Source organism: Neorhizobium tomejilense, assembly GCF_964254135.1.
Lineage (GTDB): Bacteria > Pseudomonadota > Alphaproteobacteria > Rhizobiales > Rhizobiaceae > Neorhizobium > Neorhizobium tomejilense.
Genome location: NZ_CAXUSO020000001.1, coordinates 3,648,228 through 3,668,533 on the forward strand (window position 1 = coordinate 3,648,228; position 20,306 = coordinate 3,668,533).

Consider the following 20,306-nt stretch of genomic DNA (forward strand, 5'->3'; position numbering starts at 1 on the left):
CTGCTTAATCCTGCCTTGGCCCTGCGCGAGCGCCAAGGCAGATTTGTGGCATCAATGGGCAATCCCGGCAATGGCGCGGGCAAAATCCTGCGCCTCGAAGGGTTCGAGATCGTCGACACCCTCGCCGACACCGATGAAATAGACCGGCAGCTTGTGCTTGGCGGCGATCGCCACCAGGATGCCGCCGCGCGCCGTACCGTCGAGCTTCGTCATGATAAGCCCGCTGACCCCCGCAACGTTCCGGAAAATCTCGACCTGGTTCATGGCGTTCTGGCCGGTCGTGGCGTCGAGCGTCTGCAGCACGGTGTGCGGGGCGTCGGGATCGAGCTTGCCGAGCACGCGGACGATCTTTTCGAGTTCGGCCATCAGCTCGGTGCGGTTCTGCAGCCGGCCTGCGGTATCGATGATCAGCACGTCCGATTTGTTGGCGCGCGCCTGCTCGTAGGCGTCATAGGCAAGGCCGGCCGCATCGGCGCCGAGCTTGGTGCCGATGAAGGTCGAACCGGTGCGGTCCGCCCAGATCTTCAGCTGCTCGATCGCGGCGGCGCGGAACGTGTCGCCGGCAGCGAGCATGACCTTGAGGCCGGAGCCGGAGAGTTTTGCCGCGAGCTTGCCGATCGTCGTGGTCTTGCCGGTGCCGTTGACGCCGACGACGAGGATGACATGCGGCTTGTGATTGAGATCGAGCGCCAGCGGTTTGGCAACCGGGCCTAAAACCCTGGTGATCTCCTCGGCCATGATCCGCGACACGTCCTCGCCAGTCACGTCCTTGCCATAACGCTCGGAGGACAGCGCCCCGGTGACGCGCATGGCGGTCTCGACCCCGAGATCGGCCTGGATCAGCAGGTCTTCGAGCTGTTCCAGCGTTTCCTCGTCCAACTTGCGCTTGGTAAAGAGCGCGCTGATCTGGCCCGAGAGCTGCGACGACGTGCGCGCAAGGCCGGCGCGCAGGCGCTGGAACCAGGTGAGCTTCGCAGCCGGCGCCACAGGTTCGAGCGTGGGTTCGGGGCGGGCGGTGGAGAAGCCTTTGGGGAGAGTGGGTTCTGGGCGGAGCGTTTCGCTGGGAGCGACGGGGACCACTTCGTCCACGGAGGCACCCCCCTCTGTCCTGCCGGACATCTCCCCCTCAAGGGGGGAGATCGAATCGTGGCCCGCACCTTGCCCCAAAACAGCATCCGAGCCTGTTGTACTGTCATCAGACGCCTGAGCCAGCGGCTCATCCGTGATCTCCCCCCTTGAGGGGGAGATGTCCGGCAGGACAGAGGGGGGTGCTTCCGCGGCTGCAACGCCCTCTTCTTCTGCTTCTGCCTCCGCCTGCAATAACGACAACGGCACCATGCCGATCTCGGATGCGGCTTCGACACCCGAAAGCAGCGCCGGCTCATCCTCTTCGGCAGTCTCCGGCTCGGCCGGCCCGACATTCTCCGCCGCCACATCCGCGACAGGCCCGCCGGCCGTCTCGATCTCGGCCGGTGCGACCGGGTCGACGGGGGAGATCGGCAGGTCTTCGTCGCGCGATTTCGGCTCCAGTTCCGCCTGGATGGCGACGACGTCCTCCGGCTTTACCGCATCGGGTGCCGGTTCCTCGGCGGGCTTGCCGAAGGTGAAGACGCGTTTGATGAAGCTCAATGCCATGAGAACCTGTTCCGGTTACGCCGCCCGAGACGGGGCAAGGGCGGACGCGACCTGCATTTCCAGATGTTTGCCGTTATGGCCGGTAATCATAACGCGCTTGAGTTCGCGGGGAACAAGGCGAGGCGCCGCCACCAGCGAAAAGTTTTCCGTATGCGCCATGCCGTTGTTCTCGACGATGATGGCCTGCTCGGTGCCGACCATGCGGTCGAGATGGGCACGATGCAGCACGTCGCCCCGCGCCCGCAGCCGTGCGGCCCGGTCCTTGACGACCGCCCGGTCCACCTGCGGCATCCGCGCAGCCGGCGTTCCAGGACGCGGGCTGTAGGGAAAGACGTGCAGGAACGAGATGCCGGCCTCTTCCGCCAGCGTCGCGGCGTTCTCGAACATTTCTTCCGTTTCGGTCGGGAAACCGGCGATCACATCAGCCCCGAAGGCGATCTCCGGGCGCAGGCGCCGCGCCTGCTCGGTGAAGGCGAGCGCTTCGGCGCGCGAATGGCGGCGCTTCATCCGCTTCAGGATCATGTCGTCGCCGTGCTGCAGCGACAGGTGCAGATGCGGCATGAAACGCGGCTCGCCGGCGATCAGGTCCCAGAGATGTTTGTCCGCCTCGATGCTGTCGATCGAGGACAGGCGCAGGCGCAGGATTTCCGGCACTTGGCGGAGCAGCGTCTTGGCGAGGTATCCGAGCGACGGCTGGCCGGGAAGATCGGCGCCATAGCTGGTGGCATCGACGCCGGTCAGCACGATTTCGCGATAACCGCCTTCCGTCAGCCGCCGGGCCTGCTCGACCACCGCACCCATCGGCACCGAGCGGGAATTGCCGCGGCCATAGGGAATGATGCAGAACGTGCAGCGATGGTCGCAGCCGTTCTGCACCTGGATGAAGGCGCGCACGTGGCCGTCGATATGCTTCACCATCTGCGGCGCGGTGGCGCGCACGCTCATGATGTCGTTGACGCGCAGCTTCTCTTCCGCAGAGACGCCGAAATCCGGCAGCGCCCGGTAGGAGGCGCTCGTCAGCTTCTCCTCGTTGCCGAGCACGGCATCGACTTCCGCCATGCCCGCAAAAGTCTCTTTCTCGGTCTGGGCGGCGCAGCCGGTAACGATGATGCGCGCATGCGGATTTTCCCGCCGAGCCCGGCGGATCGCCTGGCGGGCCTGGCGCACGGCCTCGCCGGTCACAGCGCAGGTATTGACGAGGATCGCGTTGTTGAGCCCGGCCTTTTCGGCCTCCGCCCGCATCACTTCCGATTCATAGGTATTGAGCCGACAGCCGAAGGTGATGACCTCGACCCCGCTCAATTGACCCGAGCCTCCGGCTCGTTCCTATGAGAAGATTGGGCCTCCGGCTCGCCCCTTTGATCAGCACCGGCGTCCCGGGTAAAGGTGCCGTTCTGCGGATCGACCTTGCCGGACCATTCCCATTCGGCCGGACCTGTCATGACGACGTGGTCGTCCCCGCGCCATTCGATGACGAGCGGCTGGCGGATCGGGCTGGAGGCAACGTCGATCGTCACCGTGCGTCCGGTGCGCCCGGTGCGGGCGGCGGAAACGGCGGCAGCACAGGCGGCCGAGCCGCAGGCGAGCGTCAGGCCGGCGCCACGTTCCCAGGTGCGGGTGCGCAGCGACGACTTCGACGTGACTTGCGCCAACGTGATATTGGCCTTTTCCGGAAACATCGGATGGTTTTCGAGCAGCGGACCGAACCGTTCGAGGTCAAAACTTATCGGATCGCGATCGACCCAGAAGATCGCATGCGGATTGCCCATCGACATGGCAGACGGCGAATGCAGGATCGGCGCGTCGATCGGGCCGATCTGCAGCTCGATCCGGCTCGTATCGAAAAACTCCTCGGCAAGCGGAATGCGGTCCCACTCGAAGACCGGCTTGCCCATGTCGACCGAAATGGTACCGTCCTCATGCTCGACGGCATTGAGGATGCCGGCGACTGTCTGGAAGGTAAAGGTCTTGCGGCCTGTCTCGGCGCTCAGCGCCTGCACCACGCAACGCGTGCCGTTGCCGCAGGCCTGCGCCATCGTACCGTCGGAATTGAGGATGTCGATCCAGGCATCGGTGCCCTGAGCCTTCGGATCGTGGATGGCCATGATCTGGTCGAACTGCGTGGCCGCATCGGCATTGAGCGCGATCGCAGCCTGCGGCGTTACCTTGTCGGTGCGTCCGCGCATGTCGACGACCAGGATCTTGTTGCCAAGCCCGTTCATCCGCGCGAATTCCACCAGTTCCGTCATGACGCCAATCCATTCCGGGCCGAATGCCCGCCTATTGGGCTGTATATGGCGGAAAAGGCAGGGAATTACCAGTGGGCGCTTCCCTGTGTGCGGCGGTAGTCACGCATCACAGGAAAAATTCGTCCACCAGCGCATGCACCCGCCGAAATGCCGACTTGGCGCCTTCAGCCATTTCCGTTTCCTCCGCCTCGGACATCTCGAACCCGTTGAAAGACGCGACGAAAGTGCGCCAGTGCAGGCCGCGGCCGGCGGGGTGGCCGGCGAGGTGGCGGGCGCCGAATTCTTCCGACAGGCCGAGCCTTGCCGCCTGCTTCAGGAGGAAAGCGGCGCCGAGGTTCGAGCCTTCGGCAACGTACAGCCATCCGAGTGCGGCCGGGATGCCGAGCCGGCCCGTCCCAGCGGTGAGGACGGCCGGCGCATTTCCGGTCACATCGGCGATATCCTGGCGCAGTGCTTCAAGCCGGACCCGGCTCGGAAGATCGGGGACAATGCGGTTGAGCCGCGGATCGAGATAGAGCGGATCGACATCCGCATGGAAATGATGCTGCACGGCGAGGAAGAGCGCATAACGCTCGCGGCTGCCGAAGGGATCGGCCGCCATGATGCGCTTGTCGAGCCGCTCATGGGTGGCATCGGTGAGAGCCTTCAGACGCTGGATCCGGGTCGGTGCGGCGGTTGTTTCAAGTTCGATCTGCATAGGTCTTCCGTTCCGGGTATTCCTAGCCCGGCCCAGCTGAATTGTCGAATCCCGCAGCAACCCGGGCGTGCTCATACGGAAATTGTCGGCACTTCGAAGACTTCGCCGGGGCGCATGGGCCGGAAGCGGTTCCGGGAAACGCGACGTGTATCGAGAGCGGCATGAAGCGCCGCCAGCGGCTCTTCGATCCCTTCATCGGTCAGCTTGAACGTGCCCCAATGATGGCCGGCGACGAAAGCCGCATCGCAAAGGAGCATGCCCTCCACCGCCTCTTCCGGGTTCTGGTGCTGCGCCTGCATGAACCAGCGCGGCTCGTAGGCCCCGAACGGCAGGTTGGCGAGCCGGAAAGCCCCATGCTTTTCCCGCGCGGCGCGGTAGTTGACGCCCTGGTGGAAGCCCGTATCGCCGATATGGTAGATCTTGCCGGCCGGGGTTTCGAAAACGAAGGCGGCCCAGAGCGCCATGCGCCGGTCGCCTACGCCGCGCGCCGACCAGTGATGGCAGGGCTCGCAATGCAGGACGATGCCAGGACCGATATCTGCGGCGATCTCCTCGCGGCCGCCCCAATCCATCACCGTGATCTTCGCATCCGCGATACGCGAGCGGATGAGCGCGTCATTGCCGAGCGGCGTGACGAAATGCGGCTTGTCGCGGCCCTGCAGCACCCAGAGGGTCTCGAGGTCCATGTGGTCGTAATGGTTATGGGTGACGAGCACGACATCGATCGGCGGCAGGTCGCCGATGCGGATGCCGGGCGGATTGACCCGCTTCGGGCCGGCGAAACGCACGGGGCTGGCGCGATCGTCCCAGACCGGGTCGGTCAGGATGTTGAGGCCGGCGACCTGGATCAGCATCGCCGCATGCCCGACCATGGTGACGGTCAGCCGGTCACCCGAGACCCGCGTTTCCGGCACGGCCTGAGGAAACGGGCTCGGAAAGCTGTCCGGCCAGGCAATGTTGTTGCCCCCGAGCTTCCAGCGCAGCAGGTCAAGCCCGCCGCGCGGCTGCTCGCCACCCGGATTGAAGAAATAGGTTCCGTCGAAATGATCGGAGGCCGGACCGGAGTAGTACTTATTGGCAGCCATGGCTCCCCTTGCCGCGAACCCGCCCACGAGGGCGGCGATCGCGCCGATGCCGGACCATTTCAGGAATTTTCGTCGGTTCATGGGAAATGTCTATCAGCGTGCTCTTACACCTGGGAAGAGACGTTGCGTGGGCGAAGTACACATTTACGCGACTTCGACATCCGTTTTGGAGAAATCGTTGCCCACGAAGAGCAGCGGCGACCGGAGTGTTTTCGCGGTGGCGTAGGAAAAGCAGTCGCCGAAGTTCAGTTTGGCCGGATGGCCAACGAACCTGCCATAAGTACGCGCGGCTTCGAGGGCGACAGCATGCAACCCCGCAGGAAGAGCTACTTCAATGGCGCCTATTTCCTTCAAAAAGCCCTCGACAGAAATTTCCGTCTTCGCAATGAGATCGGGCGGCGTTGATGCATGCTCGCCCAGCATCGCTATCTTCCTTTGGCGCGACAAAGCGACGACCGCCTCAAAGACGGCAAACGAGGAATAGTAAACCGGACCTTCCGCAGCCTCTATACGATCGAGCAAAGACGCTCCCGCATCTTCTTCCTGCAGGATTGCAACGATTGCGGAAGCATCAAGAAACATCAATACTCCCACATCTCATCCATAAAGGCCTTTTCATCGAAGTTCGGATCGCGCGGACCAAGTTCGGCAATCTGGCGCTGGTATTTTTTGACCCGCTCCGCGAGCGGAATATCTTTATCGGCCCGCTTCAGCTCGTTCTCCAGCGCCACCCGCACGGCTTCCGTCTTGGTTTTCGTACCGAGCCGGCGCATGACTTCATCAGCGAGTGCATTCACTTTGGCGTCGCGTATATAGAGGGACATGGCTACCATCCACAGGTTTGAATATTCAATATAGAGCAATTGAATATTCCCGCAAGGCGAGGCACCGACCGCCCACCGGCCGGCAGACTTGACTTTCCCGCCCGCTTGCTGTTTAAGCCCGCCCATCTGCTGACAAGTTACGACTTGGAGCCGCCGACCGGGGCCGATAGACCGAGCCCGGAGGTCAACACCCGACAGCGCGTTGCGCCCTCGGGTGCTTTTTGGCTTTGTCTCTTGTTTTTGGCGGATGAGAACCCGACGTTTCGGTCATCCGAAACGCGAGAAGGAAGAAACGATGTTCGAAAGCCTCCAGGACCGTCTTGGTTCCATCTTGAGTGGACTGACCGGCCGTGGCGCATTGAGCGAAGCGGATGTGTCCGCCGCTCTGCGCGAGGTTCGCCGCGCCCTGCTCGAAGCGGACGTGGCGCTGGAAGTCGTGCGCTCCTTTACCGACAAGGTGCGCGAAAAGGCCGTCGGCGCCGAAGTCCTGAAGTCGATCAAGCCGGGCCAGATGGTCGTCAAGATCGTCCATGACGAGCTGATCGAGATGCTCGGCTCCGAAGGGGTCGGCATCGACCTGCATGCGGTCGCTCCGGTGGTGATCATGATGGTCGGCCTGCAGGGCTCCGGCAAGACGACCACGACCGGCAAGATCGCCAAGCGGCTGACCGATCGCGAGCGCAAGAAGGTGCTGATGGCATCGCTCGACACGCGCCGCCCGGCCGCCCAGGAACAGTTGCGCCAACTCGGCGTCCAGACCGGCGTCGATACGCTGCCGATCATTGCCGGCCAGTCGCCGACCGAGATCGCCGCCCGCGCCGTGCAGGCCGCCAAGCTCGGCGGCCATGACGTCGTCATCCTCGACACCGCCGGCCGCACCCATATCGACGAGCCGCTGATGGCGGAGATGGCCGAGATCAAGCGGCGCTCCAACCCGCATGAAATCCTGCTGGTCGCCGATAGTCTCACCGGCCAGGACGCCGTCAACCTCGCCCGCAATTTCGACGAACGCGTCGGCATTACCGGCCTCGTGCTGACACGCATGGACGGCGACGGCCGCGGCGGTGCCGCCCTCTCCATGCGTGCGGTCACAGGCAAGCCGATCAAGCTGATCGGTACCGGCGAAAAGATGACGGAGATGGAGGAATTCCATCCCCGCCGCATCGCCGACCGCATTCTCGGCATGGGCGACATCGTTTCGCTGGTCGAGAAGGCCGCGGAGAATATCGACGCCGACAAGGCGCGCGCCATGGCCGAAAAGATGGCCAAGGGCAAGTTCGACCTCAACGATCTGGCCGAACAACTGAAGCAGATGCAGTCGCTCGGCGGCATGGGCGGCATCATGGGGCTGATGCCCGGCATGAGCGGCATGAAGGACAAGCTTTCGGCCGCCGGCATGAGCGACAAGACGTTTGCCCGCCATATCGCCATCATCCAGTCGATGACCAGGGCCGAGCGCGCCAATCCTGACATGCTGAAGCACAGCCGCAAGAAGCGCATCGCAGCCGGCTCCGGCACGGATGCGGCCGAGATCAACAAGCTTCTGAAAATGCACCGCCAGATGGCCGACATGATGAAAATGATGGGCGGCAAGGGCAAGGGCGGCATGATGAAGCAAATGATGGGCGGCCTTGCCTCGAAGATGGGCCTTGGTGGTATGGGGGGCGGTATGGGTGGAATGGGCGGCATGCCCGATCTTTCCAAGCTCGATCCGAAACAGCTCGAAGCGTTGCAGAAGCAGGCGGAGGCCGCAGGCTTCAAGCCGGGCTCGATGCCGGGCATGCCGGGCGGTGGCATGCCGGGACTTGGTGCGCCCAAGCTGCCCGGTCTCGGCGGCGGTTTCCCGGGCCTTCCGGGCCTGCCGAAGAAGAAGTGAGGGAGGACACGCCGATGATTGACCCTGAGGTCAAGGCCAAGCTTTCAAGCTACCGCCAGTCGATCGACAATATCGACGCGGCGCTCGTGCACATGCTGGCGGAACGTTTCCGCTGCACCAAGGAAGTGGGCGTCCTCAAAGCCCAGTACGATTTGCCGCCGGCCGACCCGGCGCGCGAAGAATTCCAGATCGAGCGACTTCGCCGCCTGGCGAAGGAAGCGCATCTGGACCCGGATTTCGCCGAGAAGTTCCTGAACTTCGTCATCAAGGAAGTCATCCGGCACCATGAAGCCATTGCCGCCGAACACGTCGGCACGAAGACAGCATGAATCAGCCCGCCTGACGGCGGGTACAACAAGACCCCTGGTCCGCCGAAGGCGGCCAAGAAAAACCTAGGAGTAATTGCAATGTCCCTGAAAATTCGTCTCGCCCGCGGCGGCTCCAAGAAGCGTCCGTACTACACCGTCGTCGTTGCTGACGCCCGTTCGCCCCGCGATGGTCGCTTCCTCGAAAAGCTCGGTTCCTGGAACCCGATGCTCGCCAAGGACGATGCCAAGCGCGTCGAACTGAACGCCGAACGCATCCAGCATTGGATCGACAACGGCGCCCAGCCGACCGACCGCGTTCTGCGCTTCCTCGCTGAGGCCGGCATTGCCCAGCGCGAAGCCAAGAACAACCCTGGCAAGGGCCAGCCGGGCAAGAAGGCCCAGGAACGCATTAAGGAACGCGCCCAGAAGGCCGAAGAAGCAGCAGCCGCTGCCGCCGAAGCATAAGCTTCGCGACCATTCTTTCCTGAACGACGGGCGGCGCGGCAACGCGCTGCCCGTTTTGCTGTTTGCTTTTGATCGCGCAAAGCTTAAATGAGCGCACGACAACCGAGATCACGACCCTCATGACCAAGCTCGAAAATCCCGTTCTGATGGCGACCATCGGCGCCGCCCAGGGTCTCCGGGGCGAGGTGCGGGTGCGCACGTATACGGCCGATCCGACCGCGCTCGGCGACTACGGCCACCTGCATAGCGAGGACGGCCGGATCTTCGAGATTCTCGAAATCCGCGAAGCCAAGAACATCGCAATCGTCCGTTTCCGCGGCATCAACGACCGCAACGCGGCCGAAGCGCTGGCCGGTCTCGAACTTTTCATCGAGCGCGACAACCTGCCTGACGACGAACTCGAGGAAGACGAGTTCTATTATGCCGACCTCGAGGGTCTCGAAGCAGTCGACGAGGAAGGCAAGAGTTACGGCACGGTGAGCGCCGTCTATGATTTCGGCGCCGGCGATCTCCTGGAGCTGAAAGGCCCCGGCCGCCGCCCTGCCCTCATCCCCTTCTCCGAGGCGGCAGTGCTGGAGATCGATCTCGAAGGCGGCAAGATCGTCATCGATCCGCAGGCCGCCGGCCTTGTCGAGAATCCGGAAGACGAGGGTCCAGCACCGGGCCTGCCCAAAAAGGGCAAATAGCAACGATGACCTTCCGCGCCACCATCCTGACGCTCTACCCGGAAATGTTTCCGGGACATCTGGCCTTGTCCCTGGCCGGCAAGGCGCTGGAGCGCGGACAATGGGCGCTCGATACGGTACAGATCCGCGATTTTGCGCAGGACCGGCACCGCACCGTCGACGACACGCCGGCCGGCGGCGGCGCCGGAATGGTGCTGAAGCCGGATATCCTGGCCAAGGCGATCGACAGCGTCTCTGAAAATGACGATTTGGCCCCGGGGCGCCCGCGCCTGCTGATGAGCCCACGCGGAAAACCGCTGACCCAGGAAAAGGTGCGCGAACTGGCGGCCGGCGGCGGCGTGGTGATCATCTGCGGCCGGTTCGAAGGCGTCGACCAGCGGGTGATCGATGGCCGCAATCTCGAAGAAGTATCGATCGGCGACTACGTCCTGTCCGGCGGCGAGCCGGCGGCGCTGACGCTGCTCGACGCGGTCGTGCGCATCCTGCCGGGCGTCATGGGCAATGCGCTGTCAGGTACCCATGAAAGCTTCGAGAACGGGCTGCTCGAACATCCGCAATATACCAGGCCGCAGGTGTTCGAAGGCCGCGAGATCCCGGCCGTGCTGACCTCCGGCAATCATGCGGCGATCGAGAAATGGCGGCTGGAAGAAGCAAAGAAGCTGACGGCGGAGCGGCGCCCGGATCTCCTCTCGGGCAAGACTCACCCAGTCACGAAATAATAGATCGTCAGCCCCACTCCGACGGCCACCACGCACCAGCGCAACACGGCCTGCGGCACCCGCCGCGCCATCCACACGCCGGCATAACCGCCAAGCGCACCGGCCGGGATCATCACCAGCGCTTCCGGCCAGGCAATCACCCCGCCGCCGACGAAGACGACGATGGCGACGGCCGCGATCAGGATCGCCAGCATGTTTTTCAGCGCATTGAGGTGGTGATAGCTCCCGCCGGTGGTAACTCCCAGCACGGCGAGCATCATGATCCCCATGCCTGCGCCGAAGAACCCGCCATAGATCGCCGTCAGGAACTGCCCGATGACGGAACCGGGAGAATTGGCCGGGCGCTCCGCCGATGCCTTGGGTTTCAGCCAGGGACCTGCGGCAAACACCGCCGTCGCGGCCGCCAGCAGCCAGGGCACGAGCGCGCGAAAGGACGGATTGTCGAGCGACAGCAGCAGGAAAGCGCCGGCGAAGGCACCGACGACCGAAACGAGCGCCAGGACAAGCGCGCTGCGCCAGCGGCTGGAAATCTCGTCCCAATAGGCGATCGTCGAAGTGACATAGCCTGGAAACTGTACGATCGAGGACGTCGCATTGGCCAGGATCGGCGGAACGCCGGCAAGCGTCATTGCCCCGAAGGTCAGAAAAGTCCCGCCGCCGGCGATCGCGTTGACCGCGCCGGACAGGAAGCCCGCCGCGGCGAGCAGGGCTATCATTGTGATTGTCATTGATGTTTCCTCATCCCTGGTCATCAGATAGCGACTTCGGCGAAACGCGGCAATAGCGGGCTTTTTCGTCACAAAATCGCAATCAACGGGATGACAAACCGATGTCTTTGGTGTATTGGCCCAGCCGGAAATGGGAAATATCCCGTCGACCAGCAACAAAGAATGGTGAATTCGCTCTGCCGAAAAGGCAAATCCCGAGGCTTTGACCAAAGGGATATATCCGAGCGCTCTGGCTGTTTCAGAAGAACCAAAGGTTTGAGACGATGAATATCATCCAGGAATTGGAAGCCGAACAGGCAGCCAAGATTGCAGCCAAGCGCACGCTTCCGGAATTTTCCGCTGGCGACACCGTCCGCGTCAACGTGAAGGTCACGGAAGGCACCCGTACCCGGGTACAGGCTTATGAAGGCGTCTGCATCGCCCGTTCCGGCGGCGGCATCAACGAAAGCTTCACCGTTCGGAAGATCTCCTACGGCGAAGGCGTCGAGCGCGTATTCCCGGTCTACTCGCCGATGGTCGAGAGCGTCGAAATCGTTCGCCGCGGTAAGGTCCGTCGCGCCAAGCTCTATTACCTGCGCGATCGTCGCGGCAAGTCGGCCCGTATCGTCGAAGACACCGGCGTTCGCGCCCGCAAGCTGAACGACGCCGAGCGTCAGGCAGTTGCCGAAGAGAAGGCACGTATCGAAGCCGAGAAGGTTGCAGCAGCCCAGGCTCTCGCCGCCGAAAAGGCAGCAGCGGAAGCCGCTGAAGCAAAGGCCGCAGCGGAAGCTGCTGAAGCAGCCGAAGCCGCCAAGGCCGCTGAAGCTTCTGCCGAATAAGCTTTTCATATCGAATACGGAAAAAGGCGGCCTTCGAGCCGCCTTTTTTGTTGCGCGATACAGGTTTAGTTCCTGACGGCCGAATCCCAGTGTTCGTCCGCCTTGCCATTGACGATACGCCATGTGTCGTACCAGGTGCTGGTATAGCTCTTCGAAGGATCGCGAGGATCTTTCATTTCGCGCACCGTCCCCACGGTCACCAGATCGCCCTCCGCTGTGACAAAGACGACCGGCGTTTTTATCTTGTTGGGAATGGGGCTCGGCTTCCGCTTCAGGACGTCGATGAAATAGCGCACCACCCCCTCGCGCCCTGACGCGGCATTCGGGTTGTGCTGGATGTAACGGTCAGTGAGGTACTGATCGGCTTTGTCCCACTGATTGGCTTCCAGCAGGTCGCGGACGATACCGTAGGCAACCTGCTTGTTTGCATGCAGCTTGGGGTCCGTGCTGGTGAAAAGCGCGTCTTTGTCCGCGGCGGCCAACACCGGCTCCTGTGCCAGCGACGGCGTGGCAAGCGTGCCCATCGCGGCCCCGAACAGGACCAAACCCAGAGCGGCAGGTTTCAAGACTCGTATCATCGACGTTCTCCCAAGCGTTTTGATCTGGCTTGCCCAAAGACATAGGAGAAACGCCGATGAGGCGGAAGCAGGCAGTTTTGCCGCCATTGGTTCCGCAGAGGGAACCAATGGCAGTAACGTCCGGTCAGACGGAGATCGCCTGTCTCGCCGCCAACATTCGGCCGACGATGATGACGAGGACACCGGCTACAGCAAGGCAGACCGCCAGGAAGACCATCGGCAGGATATCGTTGCCGGTCGAATCCCGGATCCATGGGACAACGTTCTGTGCGATAAAGCCGCCGAGATTGCCGACCGAATTGATCGCCGCGATGCCGGCCGCAGCGCCCGCGCCCCTGAGGAAGCGTGAGGGAAGGCTCCAGAAGACCGGCTGGCCGGCGAAAATGCCGGCTGCGGCGACGCAAAGGAAAGTGAACTGCAAGGTCGGCGAGGTGACGAGCGCCGAAAGCGCCAGGCATATCGCGCCGACGAAGGCGGGACCGACAATATAGGGAGTTTTGCTCTCGGCCCGGTCTGCGGCGGCCGGCACCACCCATAGCGCGAGCGCAACGATCACCCACGGAATGATGTTGATGAAGCCGTTCGTCGTGTTCGAGACGCCGAACCCCCTGACGATGGTCGGCAGCCAGTAGCTGAGACCGTAGGCAGCGAGCGGAAAGCCGATATAGCAGAGTGCCATCAGAAGCACTCGCGGATTGACGAGCGCCTTGAATCCGTTGTCTGCATGCTCCTCCATTCCGGAATTCTCACGCGCCAGCCGATCGTGCAGCCAACGCTTTTCATCCTCCGTCAGGAATTTCGCCTTTTCCGGCGTGTCGTCGAGATAAAAGAAAGTGACGATCCCGGCGAGCACCGCCGGAATGCCGGTTGCCAGGAAGACCCACTGCCATCCGGCATGGCCAAGCAGCCCGTTGAGATCGAGCAGCATGCCGCCAATCGGGGCGCCCACCGCATTGGCGAGCGCGCTGAAGATCATGAACAGGCCGACCATGCGGCCGCGATAATCCTTCGGGAACCAGAGCGTCAGCAGGTAGAGGACGCCGGGGAAGAAGCCTGCTTCCGCAACGCCGAGCAGGAAACGGAGGATGTAGAACATCGTCGCATTCTGCGTATAGGCGAGCGCCACGGTCACAATGCCCCAGGTGATCATGATGCGGGCGAACCAGCGGCTGGCGCCGAACCGGTTGAGGAAGAGGTTGCTCGGGACCTCGAACAGAAAATAGCCGATGAAAAAAAGCGAGGCGCCGAGACCATAGGCATATTCGCTCATGCCGAGCGCGCCGACCATTTCCAGCTTGGCATAGCTGACGTTCTGACGGTCGATATAGGCAATCAGATAAAGGACGCCGAGGAACGGCATAAGCCGCCAAACGATCTTTGAAATTAGCTCTTTTTCCTGAACCAAATTATTTACTCCAAAGCATTTGCTGCAGAGGAAGCAGCGTGTTTCGGTGAAGGGGATGTAGGGGACCCCCTTATGCGCGGCAAGAAAAAGATGCCCGCTGCCGGCCGCTTGCTATCGGCCGGCTTTTCATGAGAGGGATTCGCCAGCCATTTGTCAGGAGTGCCACAATGCTCTCACGCCGTATGCTGATCTCCGGCCTTGCCGCCCTTGCCTTTGCACCCGCCGCCAGCGCCGCCGAACTGCCGGACATGAAGGGCCGGACGGTTGTCGTGGTCACGGAAAACGCTTATCCGCCGCTGCAATTCGTCGATCCGAAGAGCGGCAAGGCGATCGGCTGGGAATACGATGCGATGAACGAGATCGCCAGGCGGCTGAATTTCAAGCTCGAATACCAGGGCACCAGCTGGGACGCGATGATCCAGGCCGTTTCCGACGGGCAATACGACATCGGCATGACCGGCATCACCATCAAGGACGACCGCAAGGAGAAGGTCGATTTCTCCGATCCCTATATGCGCTCGCAGCAGTTGATGCTGGTGCGCGGCGACGAGAAGCGTTTCACCGACGCCAAGAGTTTTGGCGCCCTGGGGACTGGACTTATCGGCGCACAGCCGGGAACGAGCCCCTTCTACACCGCGGTCTACGAAATCCTCGACGGCAACGAGCAGAACCCGCGGATCAAGCTGTTCGAGACCTTCGGCGCGACGGTTCAGGCGCTGAAGGCGGGAGACGTCGATCTGGTTCTAACGGACAGCACCGCCGGTGACGGGTACGTCAAGGCTTCCGGCGGTTCCTTGAAGCTGATCGGCCAGCCGCTCGGCACCGAGGATTTCGGCTTCATCTTCAAGAAGGGCTCAAATCTCGTTGCGCCGGTCAATGCGGCGATCACCGCGCTGAAAGCCGACGGCACGCTCGACGCGCTGAACAAGAAGTGGTTCCTCGATTACAAGATGGGCGAGTAAGGGCATGGCGCCTCCGCGCCGCAGCACATCGCAGCCGCAGGATTTCCCCTGGTGGCTGGTCGCCTTCGGGGTCCTTTGTTTCGGCCTGGCGGCGGTCATCGCACTCAACGACCTCTATTCCCAGGTCTTCAATGTCGTCGCCAAGGGCATCGGCATCACGGTCGGCGTGACGCTCGCCGCCTTTCTCCTGGCGACATTGCTCGGGCTCGGCATCGCGCTTGCAGGGCTTTCCGGCAATGTCGTGCTGCGGCAGGCGGCGCGTTTCTATATCGAGCTCATTCGCGGCATCCCGATCCTCGTGCTGCTCTTCTACATCGCCTTCGTCGGCGCACCGGCCTTCGTGACGCTCTACAATTGGGCGCTGGAGCCGCTGATCGAGGGCGGCTGGGCCCAGGCGCTTCTGGTGCGCGACGTCTCGCTGCTCTGGCGGGCGATCATCGCACTGACGATCGGTTATGCAGCCTTCATCGCCGAAATCTTTCGTGCCGGGTTCCAGGCCGTCGATATCGGCCAGATCGAGGCGGCAAAGGCGCTGGGCTTGACCCGCTGGCAGCGTTTCCGGCTGATCGTATTTCCGCAAGCGATGCGGGTGATCCTGCCGCCGCTTTCCAACGACTTCGTCTCGATGGTGAAGGATTCATCGCTCGTCTCGGTCCTCGGCGTCGCCGACATCACCCAGATGGCGAAGGTCTATGCAGCCGGCTCCTTCCGCTTCTTCGAGACCTATTCGATCGTCACCTATATCTACCTGCTGCTGACGATCGGCCTGTCGCTGGCCCTGCGCGGCATCGAAGGACGTTTGCGGAGAAGGACGGAGCGCTAACGCAAAAGGCGGCCCGAAGGCCGCCTCGCCGTTTCAGTCCCTGCCGAGCGCCCCGCAGCGTCAACGATGGCAGGGCGCGGTTCTGTTCAGTACACTTCCGGGACGTACATGTCCGCCGGCACCGGATGGCGGATGTAGTCGTCGTTCCGGACGCGGCCTGGCAGGTCGATCTGCTCCTTCGGCACGGTCTCGTAAAGCACCTGGGCGAGAAGGTGGGAGATCATGTTGAGCCGCGCCTTCTTCTTGTCGACGGCCTGCACCACCCACCACGGCGCTTCCGGGATGTGGGTGCGCTGGAGCATCTCTTCCTTCGCCTTGGTATATTCTTCCCAGTGGACGCGGCTTTCGAGGTCCATCGGCGACAGCTTCCACTGCTTCAGCGGATCGTGGATGCGCATCTTGAAGCGGAATTCCTGCTCCTCGTCGGTAATCGAGAACCAGTATTTGACGAGGATGATGCCCGAGCGGACCAGCATGCGTTCGAATTCCGGCACCGAACGGAAGAACTCTTCCAGCTCGTCCTTGGTGCAGAAGCCCATGACCCGCTCGACGCCGGCGCGGTTGTACCAGGAGCGGTCGAACATCACCATTTCGCCGGCGGTCGGCAGATGCGGGACGTAGCGCTGGAAATACCACTGGTTCTGTTCGCGCTCGGTCGGCGCGGGCAGCGCGACGACGCGGGCGACACGCGGATTGAGGCGCTGGGTGACGCGCTTGATGGCGCCGCCCTTGCCGGCCGAGTCGCGGCCTTCGAACAGCACGACCATCTTCAGCTTCTTGTACTGCACCCAGTCCTGCAGACGGACCAGCTCGTGCTGGAGGCGGAAGAGTTCGCGGAAATAGATCCGGCGGTCGATCGTCGCCTCGGCGGGCTCGGACATGCCCTCGGCGACCAGCTCGTCGAGCCGGTCCTCTTCCATCTGCATTTCGAGCTCTTCATCGAAGCTGTCGGCGATCTCTTCCTTGATGCGGCTGAGCTGGTCTTGCATGGGTTCGGACATGGTGGGCATTCCTCCTTTATGGAAACTCAGATCAACCACGTTTCCGCGAAAGCTTTATGACAGAGATGCGACAGATTTTCTGCGAAGCAATTCGATTGCCGATTTCTTCGGAAACTGCTATTGCAGCGGCCATGGGATCGAAATTCGGATGCCTCGCGAACCATATCGTCGTGCTGCAGGACCACAAACGTCTGCCGGCACGGTTTTTCGCGCGGGTATCCGGGGCGCTTTGCGACCGACTTAGCTGATTGTCTCAGCTTGCGGCAGCCCTAAGCTGCCGGACACCCATTTCCTGTTTCAGTCAGCTTTACGGACAGCAGCCATGAGCGCACCCCGCACCCTTTATGACAAGATCTGGGACGACCACGTCGTTTCCGAGGATGAGAACCACACCTGTCTTCTCTACATCGACCGTCACCTCGTTCACGAAGTGACGTCGCCGCAGGCATTCGAAGGCCTGCGCATCGCCGGCCGCAAGGTCCGTGCACCGGAAAAAACGCTCGCCGTCGTGGACCATAACGTCCCGACCACGGCCGACCGCCACGAAGGCATCAAGAACGAGGAAAGCCGCATCCAGGTGGAAGCGCTTGCCCAGAACGCCCGCGATTTCGGCGTCGAATATTATTCGGAAAAGGACGTCCGCCAGGGCATCGTCCACATCGTGGGCCCGGAACAGGGCTTTACCCTGCCGGGCATGACCATCGTCTGCGGCGACAGCCACACGTCGACCCACGGCGCCTTCGGCGCACTTGCGCACGGCATCGGCACGTCTGAAGTCGAGCACGTGCTCGCCACCCAGACGCTGGTGCAGAAGAAGGCGAAGAACATGCTGGTGCGCGTCGACGGCCAGCTGCCGCCGGGCGTCACCGCCAAGGACATCATCCTTGCCATCATCGGCGAGATCGGCACCGCCGGCGGCACCGGCCACGTCATCGAGTTCGCCGGCGAGGCGATCCGCGCGCTCTCCATGGAAGGCCGCATGACGGTCTGCAACATGACGATCGAAGGCGGCGCCCGCGCCGGCCTGATCGCGCCGGACGAAAAGACCTTCGAATACATCAAGGACAAGCCGCGCGCCCCGAAGGGCAAGGCCTGGGACATGGCGCTCGACTACTGGAAGACGCTGCAGACGGACGAAGGCGCGCATTTCGACAAGGTCGTCGTGCTCGACGCCGCCAACCTGCCGCCGATCGTCTCCTGGGGCTCCTCGCCGGAAGACGTCATCTCGGTTGAAGGTTCCGTTCCGAACCCGGACGACATCCCGGACGAAACCAAGCGCACCTCGAAATGGCGCGCTCTGGACTATATGGGCCTGAAGCCGGGCACCAAGATCACCGATATCGCCGTCGACCGCGTCTTCATCGGCTCCTGCACCAACGGCCGCATCGAAGACCTGCGCGCCGCAGCCAAGGTCGTCGAAGGCCGCACCGTCGCGTCGACCGTGTCCGCCATGGTCGTCCCGGGCTCCGGCATCGTCAAGGAACAGGCGGAAGCGGAAGGTCTCGACAAGATCTTCAAGGATGCCGGTTTCGAATGGCGCGAACCGGGCTGCTCGATGTGCCTGGCGATGAACGACGACCGCCTGAAGCCGGGCGAGCGCTGCGCTTCCACCTCCAACCGCAATTTCGAGGGTCGCCAGGGTTACAAGGGCCGCACCCATCTCGTCTCGCCGGCCATGGCCGCCGCAGCCGCGGTCGCCGGCCACTTCGTCGACATCCGCGAGTGGAAGTAGGCTTCCCTATCATCTGACCTCGAAATGCCCGGCCTTCGCGCCGGGCATTTTCGTTTCCGGAAGCGATCCCCTCACTTGCGATTTCTAACACTTAGCTGAAGCTAAGATGTTGAAATCGCTTTCTCTCCCGCAAGGGGAGAGATAGAGCAGCCGCGCTGCCGCAGCCTACCTCTCCCCTTGCGGGAGAGGTTACAAAATCAAGATCTTAGCGCAGCTAAGTCTTAGATTTTGTTGGTGAGGGGATTTGACGACGCCGCTACCCCAGCACCCTCACCACCGTCCCCTTGCGCATGAAGCGGATCAGCCGCTTCATGTCGGGAAGGCTGACGGCGATGCAGCCGGCGGTCGGCTGGTAGCCGGGTTTGATCAGGTGGAAGAAGATCGCCGAACCCCGGTTGCGGGCTCGCGAGGTGACGTTCCAGTCGAGCACGAGGCAGATGTCGTAGAGCCCGTCGGCCCGCATCATCTCTTCATGACTTGGCCGGAACGGCGCCTTCACAGGACGATTGTACGACGGGTGCTCCGGCTGGTCGCACCACAGCAGGCCTTTACCGATGCGCGTCATCGAAAGCGGCGTCGGGGGCAGCGTCACGCGGTCCCCACGGACATAACCGTAGAGAAAGCGCATCGGCGCGATCGGCGTTGCGCCGTCCCCTTCCCGCTTGAAGGGAGTGGTGCCGGACCGCCCGAGTGCCGCCGGCACGGTGATGCCGCCGAAGGAGACGATCGCACGGCGCCGGTCGCGTGGCGCGGTGCGAACGGTGACGACGGCAGTGTTTTTGTGATTTCCCTCGCGAAAACGCTGCATTTCTCTCACAAGGTTTTGCTTTGAATATGATTTCGTTTGAATTCATAGCACACTAAAGCGCTGCGCATATTGAATCGAAACATCGTACTTTCCGAAAATCGATTCCGATTTTTGGGTCGATGCTGTAGGGATTTAGGTCGAGGAGCCCTAAATGCGCTTCGATTGACTGGCAATGACAACAGTCCGGACGCAACGGCGAGACGAAAGGCAAGAACGCATGGCAGCGCGCACGATACTCCTGGTGGACGACGACGATGATCTGCGCGAGACGCTTGTCGAGCAGTTGTCGTTCTATGACGAGTTCGCAATCCTCCAGGAGGCGAATGCGGCCAAGGCGCTGCAGGCCGCCAAGAATGCCCAGATCGACCTGCTGATCATGGATGTCGGCCTGCCGGACATGGACGGCCGCGAGGCGGTGAAACTGCTGCGCAAGAACGGCTTCAAGGCCCCGATCATCATGCTGACCGGCCACGACACCGATTCCGACACCATTCTCGGCCTCGAAGCCGGCGCCAACGACTATGTGACCAAGCCCTTCCGCTTCGCCGTGCTGCTCGCCCGCATTCGTGCCCAGCTTCGCCAGTACGAGCAGAGCGAGGACGCCACCTTCACGGTCGGCCCCTATCTCTTCAAGCCGAGCCAGAAGCTGCTGACCACCGAGGACGGCAAGAAGATTCGCCTGACCGAAAAGGAAGCGGCGATCATTCGCTACCTCTATCGCGCCGGCCAGAAGGTAGTGACCCGCGATGTCCTCCTGGAGGAAGTCTGGGGCTATAATTCCGGCGTGACTACGCATACGCTGGAAACCCATGTCTACCGTCTTCGCCAGAAGATCGAGCGCGATCCGTCGAGCGCCGAAATCCTGGTCACTGAAAACGGCGGCTACAAGATCGTACCGTAAAGGGCC

General features: G+C 62.4%; 22 protein-coding genes. 10 read left to right on the top strand and 12 right to left on the bottom strand.

Annotated features, from left to right (window positions below; all coding sequences use genetic code 11):
• Positions 1-51 precede the first annotated feature (51 nt).
• The 7 genes from ftsY to ACSQ3G_RS18215 all read right to left on the bottom strand — a co-directional run bounded on the left by ftsY (position 52) and on the right by ACSQ3G_RS18215 (position 6,490).
• A complete protein-coding gene (gene ftsY / locus ACSQ3G_RS18185) occupies positions 52-1,635 on the bottom strand; it encodes a signal recognition particle-docking protein FtsY (RefSeq protein WP_436111020.1) in 1,584 nt (527 codons plus the stop codon).
• Between the two features lie 15 nt (positions 1,636-1,650).
• Entirely contained in the window at positions 1,651-2,937 is a 1,287-nt protein-coding gene (mtaB, locus tag ACSQ3G_RS18190; RefSeq protein ID WP_436111021.1) for a tRNA (N(6)-L-threonylcarbamoyladenosine(37)-C(2))-methylthiotransferase MtaB, read from the bottom strand.
• A complete protein-coding gene (gene dapF, locus ACSQ3G_RS18195; RefSeq protein WP_436111022.1) occupies positions 2,934-3,884 on the bottom strand; it encodes a diaminopimelate epimerase in 951 nt (316 codons plus the stop codon). The genes mtaB and dapF overlap by 4 nt, the downstream gene beginning before the upstream one ends.
• 106 nt (positions 3,885-3,990) lie before the next feature.
• Complete coding sequence (locus ACSQ3G_RS18200) at positions 3,991-4,581, bottom strand: biliverdin-producing heme oxygenase (protein ID WP_436111023.1); 591 nt, start codon at positions 4,579-4,581, stop codon at positions 3,991-3,993.
• A gap of 71 nt (positions 4,582-4,652) precedes the next feature.
• Positions 4,653-5,747: an MBL fold metallo-hydrolase gene (locus tag ACSQ3G_RS18205; protein ID WP_436111024.1), complete on the bottom strand. Its 1,095-nt coding sequence runs from the start codon at positions 5,745-5,747 to the stop codon at positions 4,653-4,655.
• Positions 5,748-5,810: 63 nt separating this feature from the next.
• The gene (locus ACSQ3G_RS18210) at positions 5,811-6,248 is read right to left on the bottom strand and encodes a type II toxin-antitoxin system VapC family toxin (protein WP_436111025.1); all 438 of its coding nucleotides are present in this window, start codon (positions 6,246-6,248) and stop codon (positions 5,811-5,813) included.
• Positions 6,248-6,490: a type II toxin-antitoxin system VapB family antitoxin gene (locus ACSQ3G_RS18215; RefSeq protein WP_436111026.1), complete on the bottom strand. Its 243-nt coding sequence runs from the start codon at positions 6,488-6,490 to the stop codon at positions 6,248-6,250. The genes ACSQ3G_RS18210 and ACSQ3G_RS18215 overlap by 1 nt, the downstream gene beginning before the upstream one ends.
• A 295-nt stretch (positions 6,491-6,785) precedes the next feature.
• On the opposite strand from ACSQ3G_RS18215, the gene ffh reads away from it, so the two are divergent.
• From ffh to trmD, 5 genes are all read left to right on the top strand, one after another.
• Positions 6,786-8,366: a signal recognition particle protein gene (gene ffh, locus ACSQ3G_RS18220; protein WP_105403861.1), complete on the top strand. Its 1,581-nt coding sequence runs from the start codon at positions 6,786-6,788 to the stop codon at positions 8,364-8,366.
• A gap of 14 nt (positions 8,367-8,380) precedes the next feature.
• Complete coding sequence (locus ACSQ3G_RS18225; protein WP_046665132.1) at positions 8,381-8,695, top strand: chorismate mutase; 315 nt, start codon at positions 8,381-8,383, stop codon at positions 8,693-8,695.
• Between the two features lie 78 nt (positions 8,696-8,773).
• Positions 8,774-9,139, top strand: coding sequence for a 30S ribosomal protein S16 (rpsP, locus tag ACSQ3G_RS18230; RefSeq protein WP_105403860.1), 366 nt, complete (start codon positions 8,774-8,776; stop codon positions 9,137-9,139).
• Positions 9,140-9,258: 119 nt separating this feature from the next.
• Positions 9,259-9,825: a ribosome maturation factor RimM gene (gene rimM, locus ACSQ3G_RS18235; RefSeq protein ID WP_105403859.1), complete on the top strand. Its 567-nt coding sequence runs from the start codon at positions 9,259-9,261 to the stop codon at positions 9,823-9,825.
• A gap of 5 nt (positions 9,826-9,830) precedes the next feature.
• Positions 9,831-10,544, top strand: coding sequence for a tRNA (guanosine(37)-N1)-methyltransferase TrmD (trmD, locus tag ACSQ3G_RS18240; protein WP_436111027.1), 714 nt, complete (start codon positions 9,831-9,833; stop codon positions 10,542-10,544).
• Here the strand turns inward: trmD and ACSQ3G_RS18245 are convergent.
• Positions 10,526-11,272, bottom strand: coding sequence for a sulfite exporter TauE/SafE family protein (locus ACSQ3G_RS18245; protein ID WP_046665137.1), 747 nt, complete (start codon positions 11,270-11,272; stop codon positions 10,526-10,528). The two genes, trmD and ACSQ3G_RS18245, sit on opposite strands and share 19 nt — an antisense overlap.
• Before the next feature lie 263 nt (positions 11,273-11,535).
• Between ACSQ3G_RS18245 and rplS the strand changes: the two genes are divergently transcribed.
• Complete coding sequence (rplS, locus tag ACSQ3G_RS18250; RefSeq protein ID WP_046605196.1) at positions 11,536-12,090, top strand: 50S ribosomal protein L19; 555 nt, start codon at positions 11,536-11,538, stop codon at positions 12,088-12,090.
• Between the two features lie 65 nt (positions 12,091-12,155).
• Here rplS and ACSQ3G_RS18255 read toward each other — a convergent pair whose 3' ends face one another.
• Together ACSQ3G_RS18255 and ACSQ3G_RS18260 are read right to left on the bottom strand one after the other, a co-directional pair.
• Entirely contained in the window at positions 12,156-12,668 is a 513-nt protein-coding gene (locus ACSQ3G_RS18255; protein WP_436111028.1) for a nuclear transport factor 2 family protein, read from the bottom strand.
• 124 nt (positions 12,669-12,792) lie between these two features.
• Positions 12,793-14,073: an MFS transporter gene (locus ACSQ3G_RS18260; protein WP_436111029.1), complete on the bottom strand. Its 1,281-nt coding sequence runs from the start codon at positions 14,071-14,073 to the stop codon at positions 12,793-12,795.
• 167 nt (positions 14,074-14,240) lie between these two features.
• Between ACSQ3G_RS18260 and ACSQ3G_RS18265 the strand changes: the two genes are divergently transcribed.
• Positions 14,241-15,035, top strand: a complete 795-nt coding sequence (locus ACSQ3G_RS18265) for a transporter substrate-binding domain-containing protein (RefSeq protein ID WP_436111030.1) — start codon at positions 14,241-14,243, stop codon at positions 15,033-15,035.
• A gap of 4 nt (positions 15,036-15,039) precedes the next feature.
• Positions 15,040-15,858 carry an amino acid ABC transporter permease gene (locus ACSQ3G_RS18270; protein ID WP_436111031.1) on the top strand — a complete coding sequence of 273 codons (819 nt, stop codon included), beginning with the start codon at positions 15,040-15,042 and terminating at the stop codon, positions 15,856-15,858.
• Between the two features lie 86 nt (positions 15,859-15,944).
• On the opposite strand, the gene ppk2 is transcribed toward ACSQ3G_RS18270, so the two are convergent.
• Positions 15,945-16,859 (bottom strand): polyphosphate kinase 2, encoded by a 915-nt coding sequence (gene ppk2, locus ACSQ3G_RS18275; protein ID WP_436111032.1) that lies wholly within the window; start codon positions 16,857-16,859, stop codon positions 15,945-15,947.
• A gap of 322 nt (positions 16,860-17,181) precedes the next feature.
• On the opposite strand from ppk2, the gene leuC reads away from it, so the two are divergent.
• Positions 17,182-18,591: a 3-isopropylmalate dehydratase large subunit gene (leuC, locus tag ACSQ3G_RS18280; protein WP_436111033.1), complete on the top strand. Its 1,410-nt coding sequence runs from the start codon at positions 17,182-17,184 to the stop codon at positions 18,589-18,591.
• Between the two features lie 256 nt (positions 18,592-18,847).
• Here leuC and ACSQ3G_RS18285 read toward each other — a convergent pair whose 3' ends face one another.
• A complete protein-coding gene (locus tag ACSQ3G_RS18285; protein ID WP_436111034.1) occupies positions 18,848-19,399 on the bottom strand; it encodes a L,D-transpeptidase family protein in 552 nt (183 codons plus the stop codon).
• A gap of 217 nt (positions 19,400-19,616) precedes the next feature.
• Between ACSQ3G_RS18285 and ACSQ3G_RS18290 the strand changes: the two genes are divergently transcribed.
• Positions 19,617-20,300 carry a response regulator transcription factor gene (locus ACSQ3G_RS18290; RefSeq protein WP_105440834.1) on the top strand — a complete coding sequence of 228 codons (684 nt, stop codon included), beginning with the start codon at positions 19,617-19,619 and terminating at the stop codon, positions 20,298-20,300.
• Positions 20,301-20,306 lie beyond the last annotated feature (6 nt).

Coding starts and splice junctions, on each gene's coding strand:
- ftsY (WP_436111020.1), bottom strand. CDS start 1,635: ATGGCATTGAGCTTCATCAAACGCGTCTTCACCTTCGGCAAGCCCGCC.
- dapF (WP_436111022.1), bottom strand. CDS start 3,884: ATGACGGAACTGGTGGAATTCGCGCGGATGAACGGGCTTGGCAACAAG.
- ACSQ3G_RS18200 (WP_436111023.1), bottom strand. CDS start 4,581: ATGCAGATCGAACTTGAAACAACCGCCGCACCGACCCGGATCCAGCGT.
- ACSQ3G_RS18205 (WP_436111024.1), bottom strand. CDS start 5,747: ATGAACCGACGAAAATTCCTGAAATGGTCCGGCATCGGCGCGATCGCC.
- ACSQ3G_RS18210 (WP_436111025.1), bottom strand. CDS start 6,248: ATGTTTCTTGATGCTTCCGCAATCGTTGCAATCCTGCAGGAAGAAGAT.
- ACSQ3G_RS18215 (WP_436111026.1), bottom strand. CDS start 6,490: ATGTCCCTCTATATACGCGACGCCAAAGTGAATGCACTCGCTGATGAA.
- ffh (WP_105403861.1), top strand. CDS start 6,786: ATGTTCGAAAGCCTCCAGGACCGTCTTGGTTCCATCTTGAGTGGACTG.
- ACSQ3G_RS18225 (WP_046665132.1), top strand. CDS start 8,381: ATGATTGACCCTGAGGTCAAGGCCAAGCTTTCAAGCTACCGCCAGTCG.
- rpsP (WP_105403860.1), top strand. CDS start 8,774: ATGTCCCTGAAAATTCGTCTCGCCCGCGGCGGCTCCAAGAAGCGTCCG.
- rimM (WP_105403859.1), top strand. CDS start 9,259: ATGACCAAGCTCGAAAATCCCGTTCTGATGGCGACCATCGGCGCCGCC.
- trmD (WP_436111027.1), top strand. CDS start 9,831: ATGACCTTCCGCGCCACCATCCTGACGCTCTACCCGGAAATGTTTCCG.
- ACSQ3G_RS18245 (WP_046665137.1), bottom strand. CDS start 11,272: ATGACAATCACAATGATAGCCCTGCTCGCCGCGGCGGGCTTCCTGTCC.
- rplS (WP_046605196.1), top strand. CDS start 11,536: ATGAATATCATCCAGGAATTGGAAGCCGAACAGGCAGCCAAGATTGCA.
- ACSQ3G_RS18255 (WP_436111028.1), bottom strand. CDS start 12,668: ATGATACGAGTCTTGAAACCTGCCGCTCTGGGTTTGGTCCTGTTCGGG.
- ACSQ3G_RS18265 (WP_436111030.1), top strand. CDS start 14,241: ATGCTCTCACGCCGTATGCTGATCTCCGGCCTTGCCGCCCTTGCCTTT.
- ACSQ3G_RS18270 (WP_436111031.1), top strand. CDS start 15,040: ATGGCGCCTCCGCGCCGCAGCACATCGCAGCCGCAGGATTTCCCCTGG.
- ppk2 (WP_436111032.1), bottom strand. CDS start 16,859: ATGTCCGAACCCATGCAAGACCAGCTCAGCCGCATCAAGGAAGAGATC.
- leuC (WP_436111033.1), top strand. CDS start 17,182: ATGAGCGCACCCCGCACCCTTTATGACAAGATCTGGGACGACCACGTC.
- ACSQ3G_RS18285 (WP_436111034.1), bottom strand. CDS start 19,399: ATGCAGCGTTTTCGCGAGGGAAATCACAAAAACACTGCCGTCGTCACC.
- ACSQ3G_RS18290 (WP_105440834.1), top strand. CDS start 19,617: ATGGCAGCGCGCACGATACTCCTGGTGGACGACGACGATGATCTGCGC.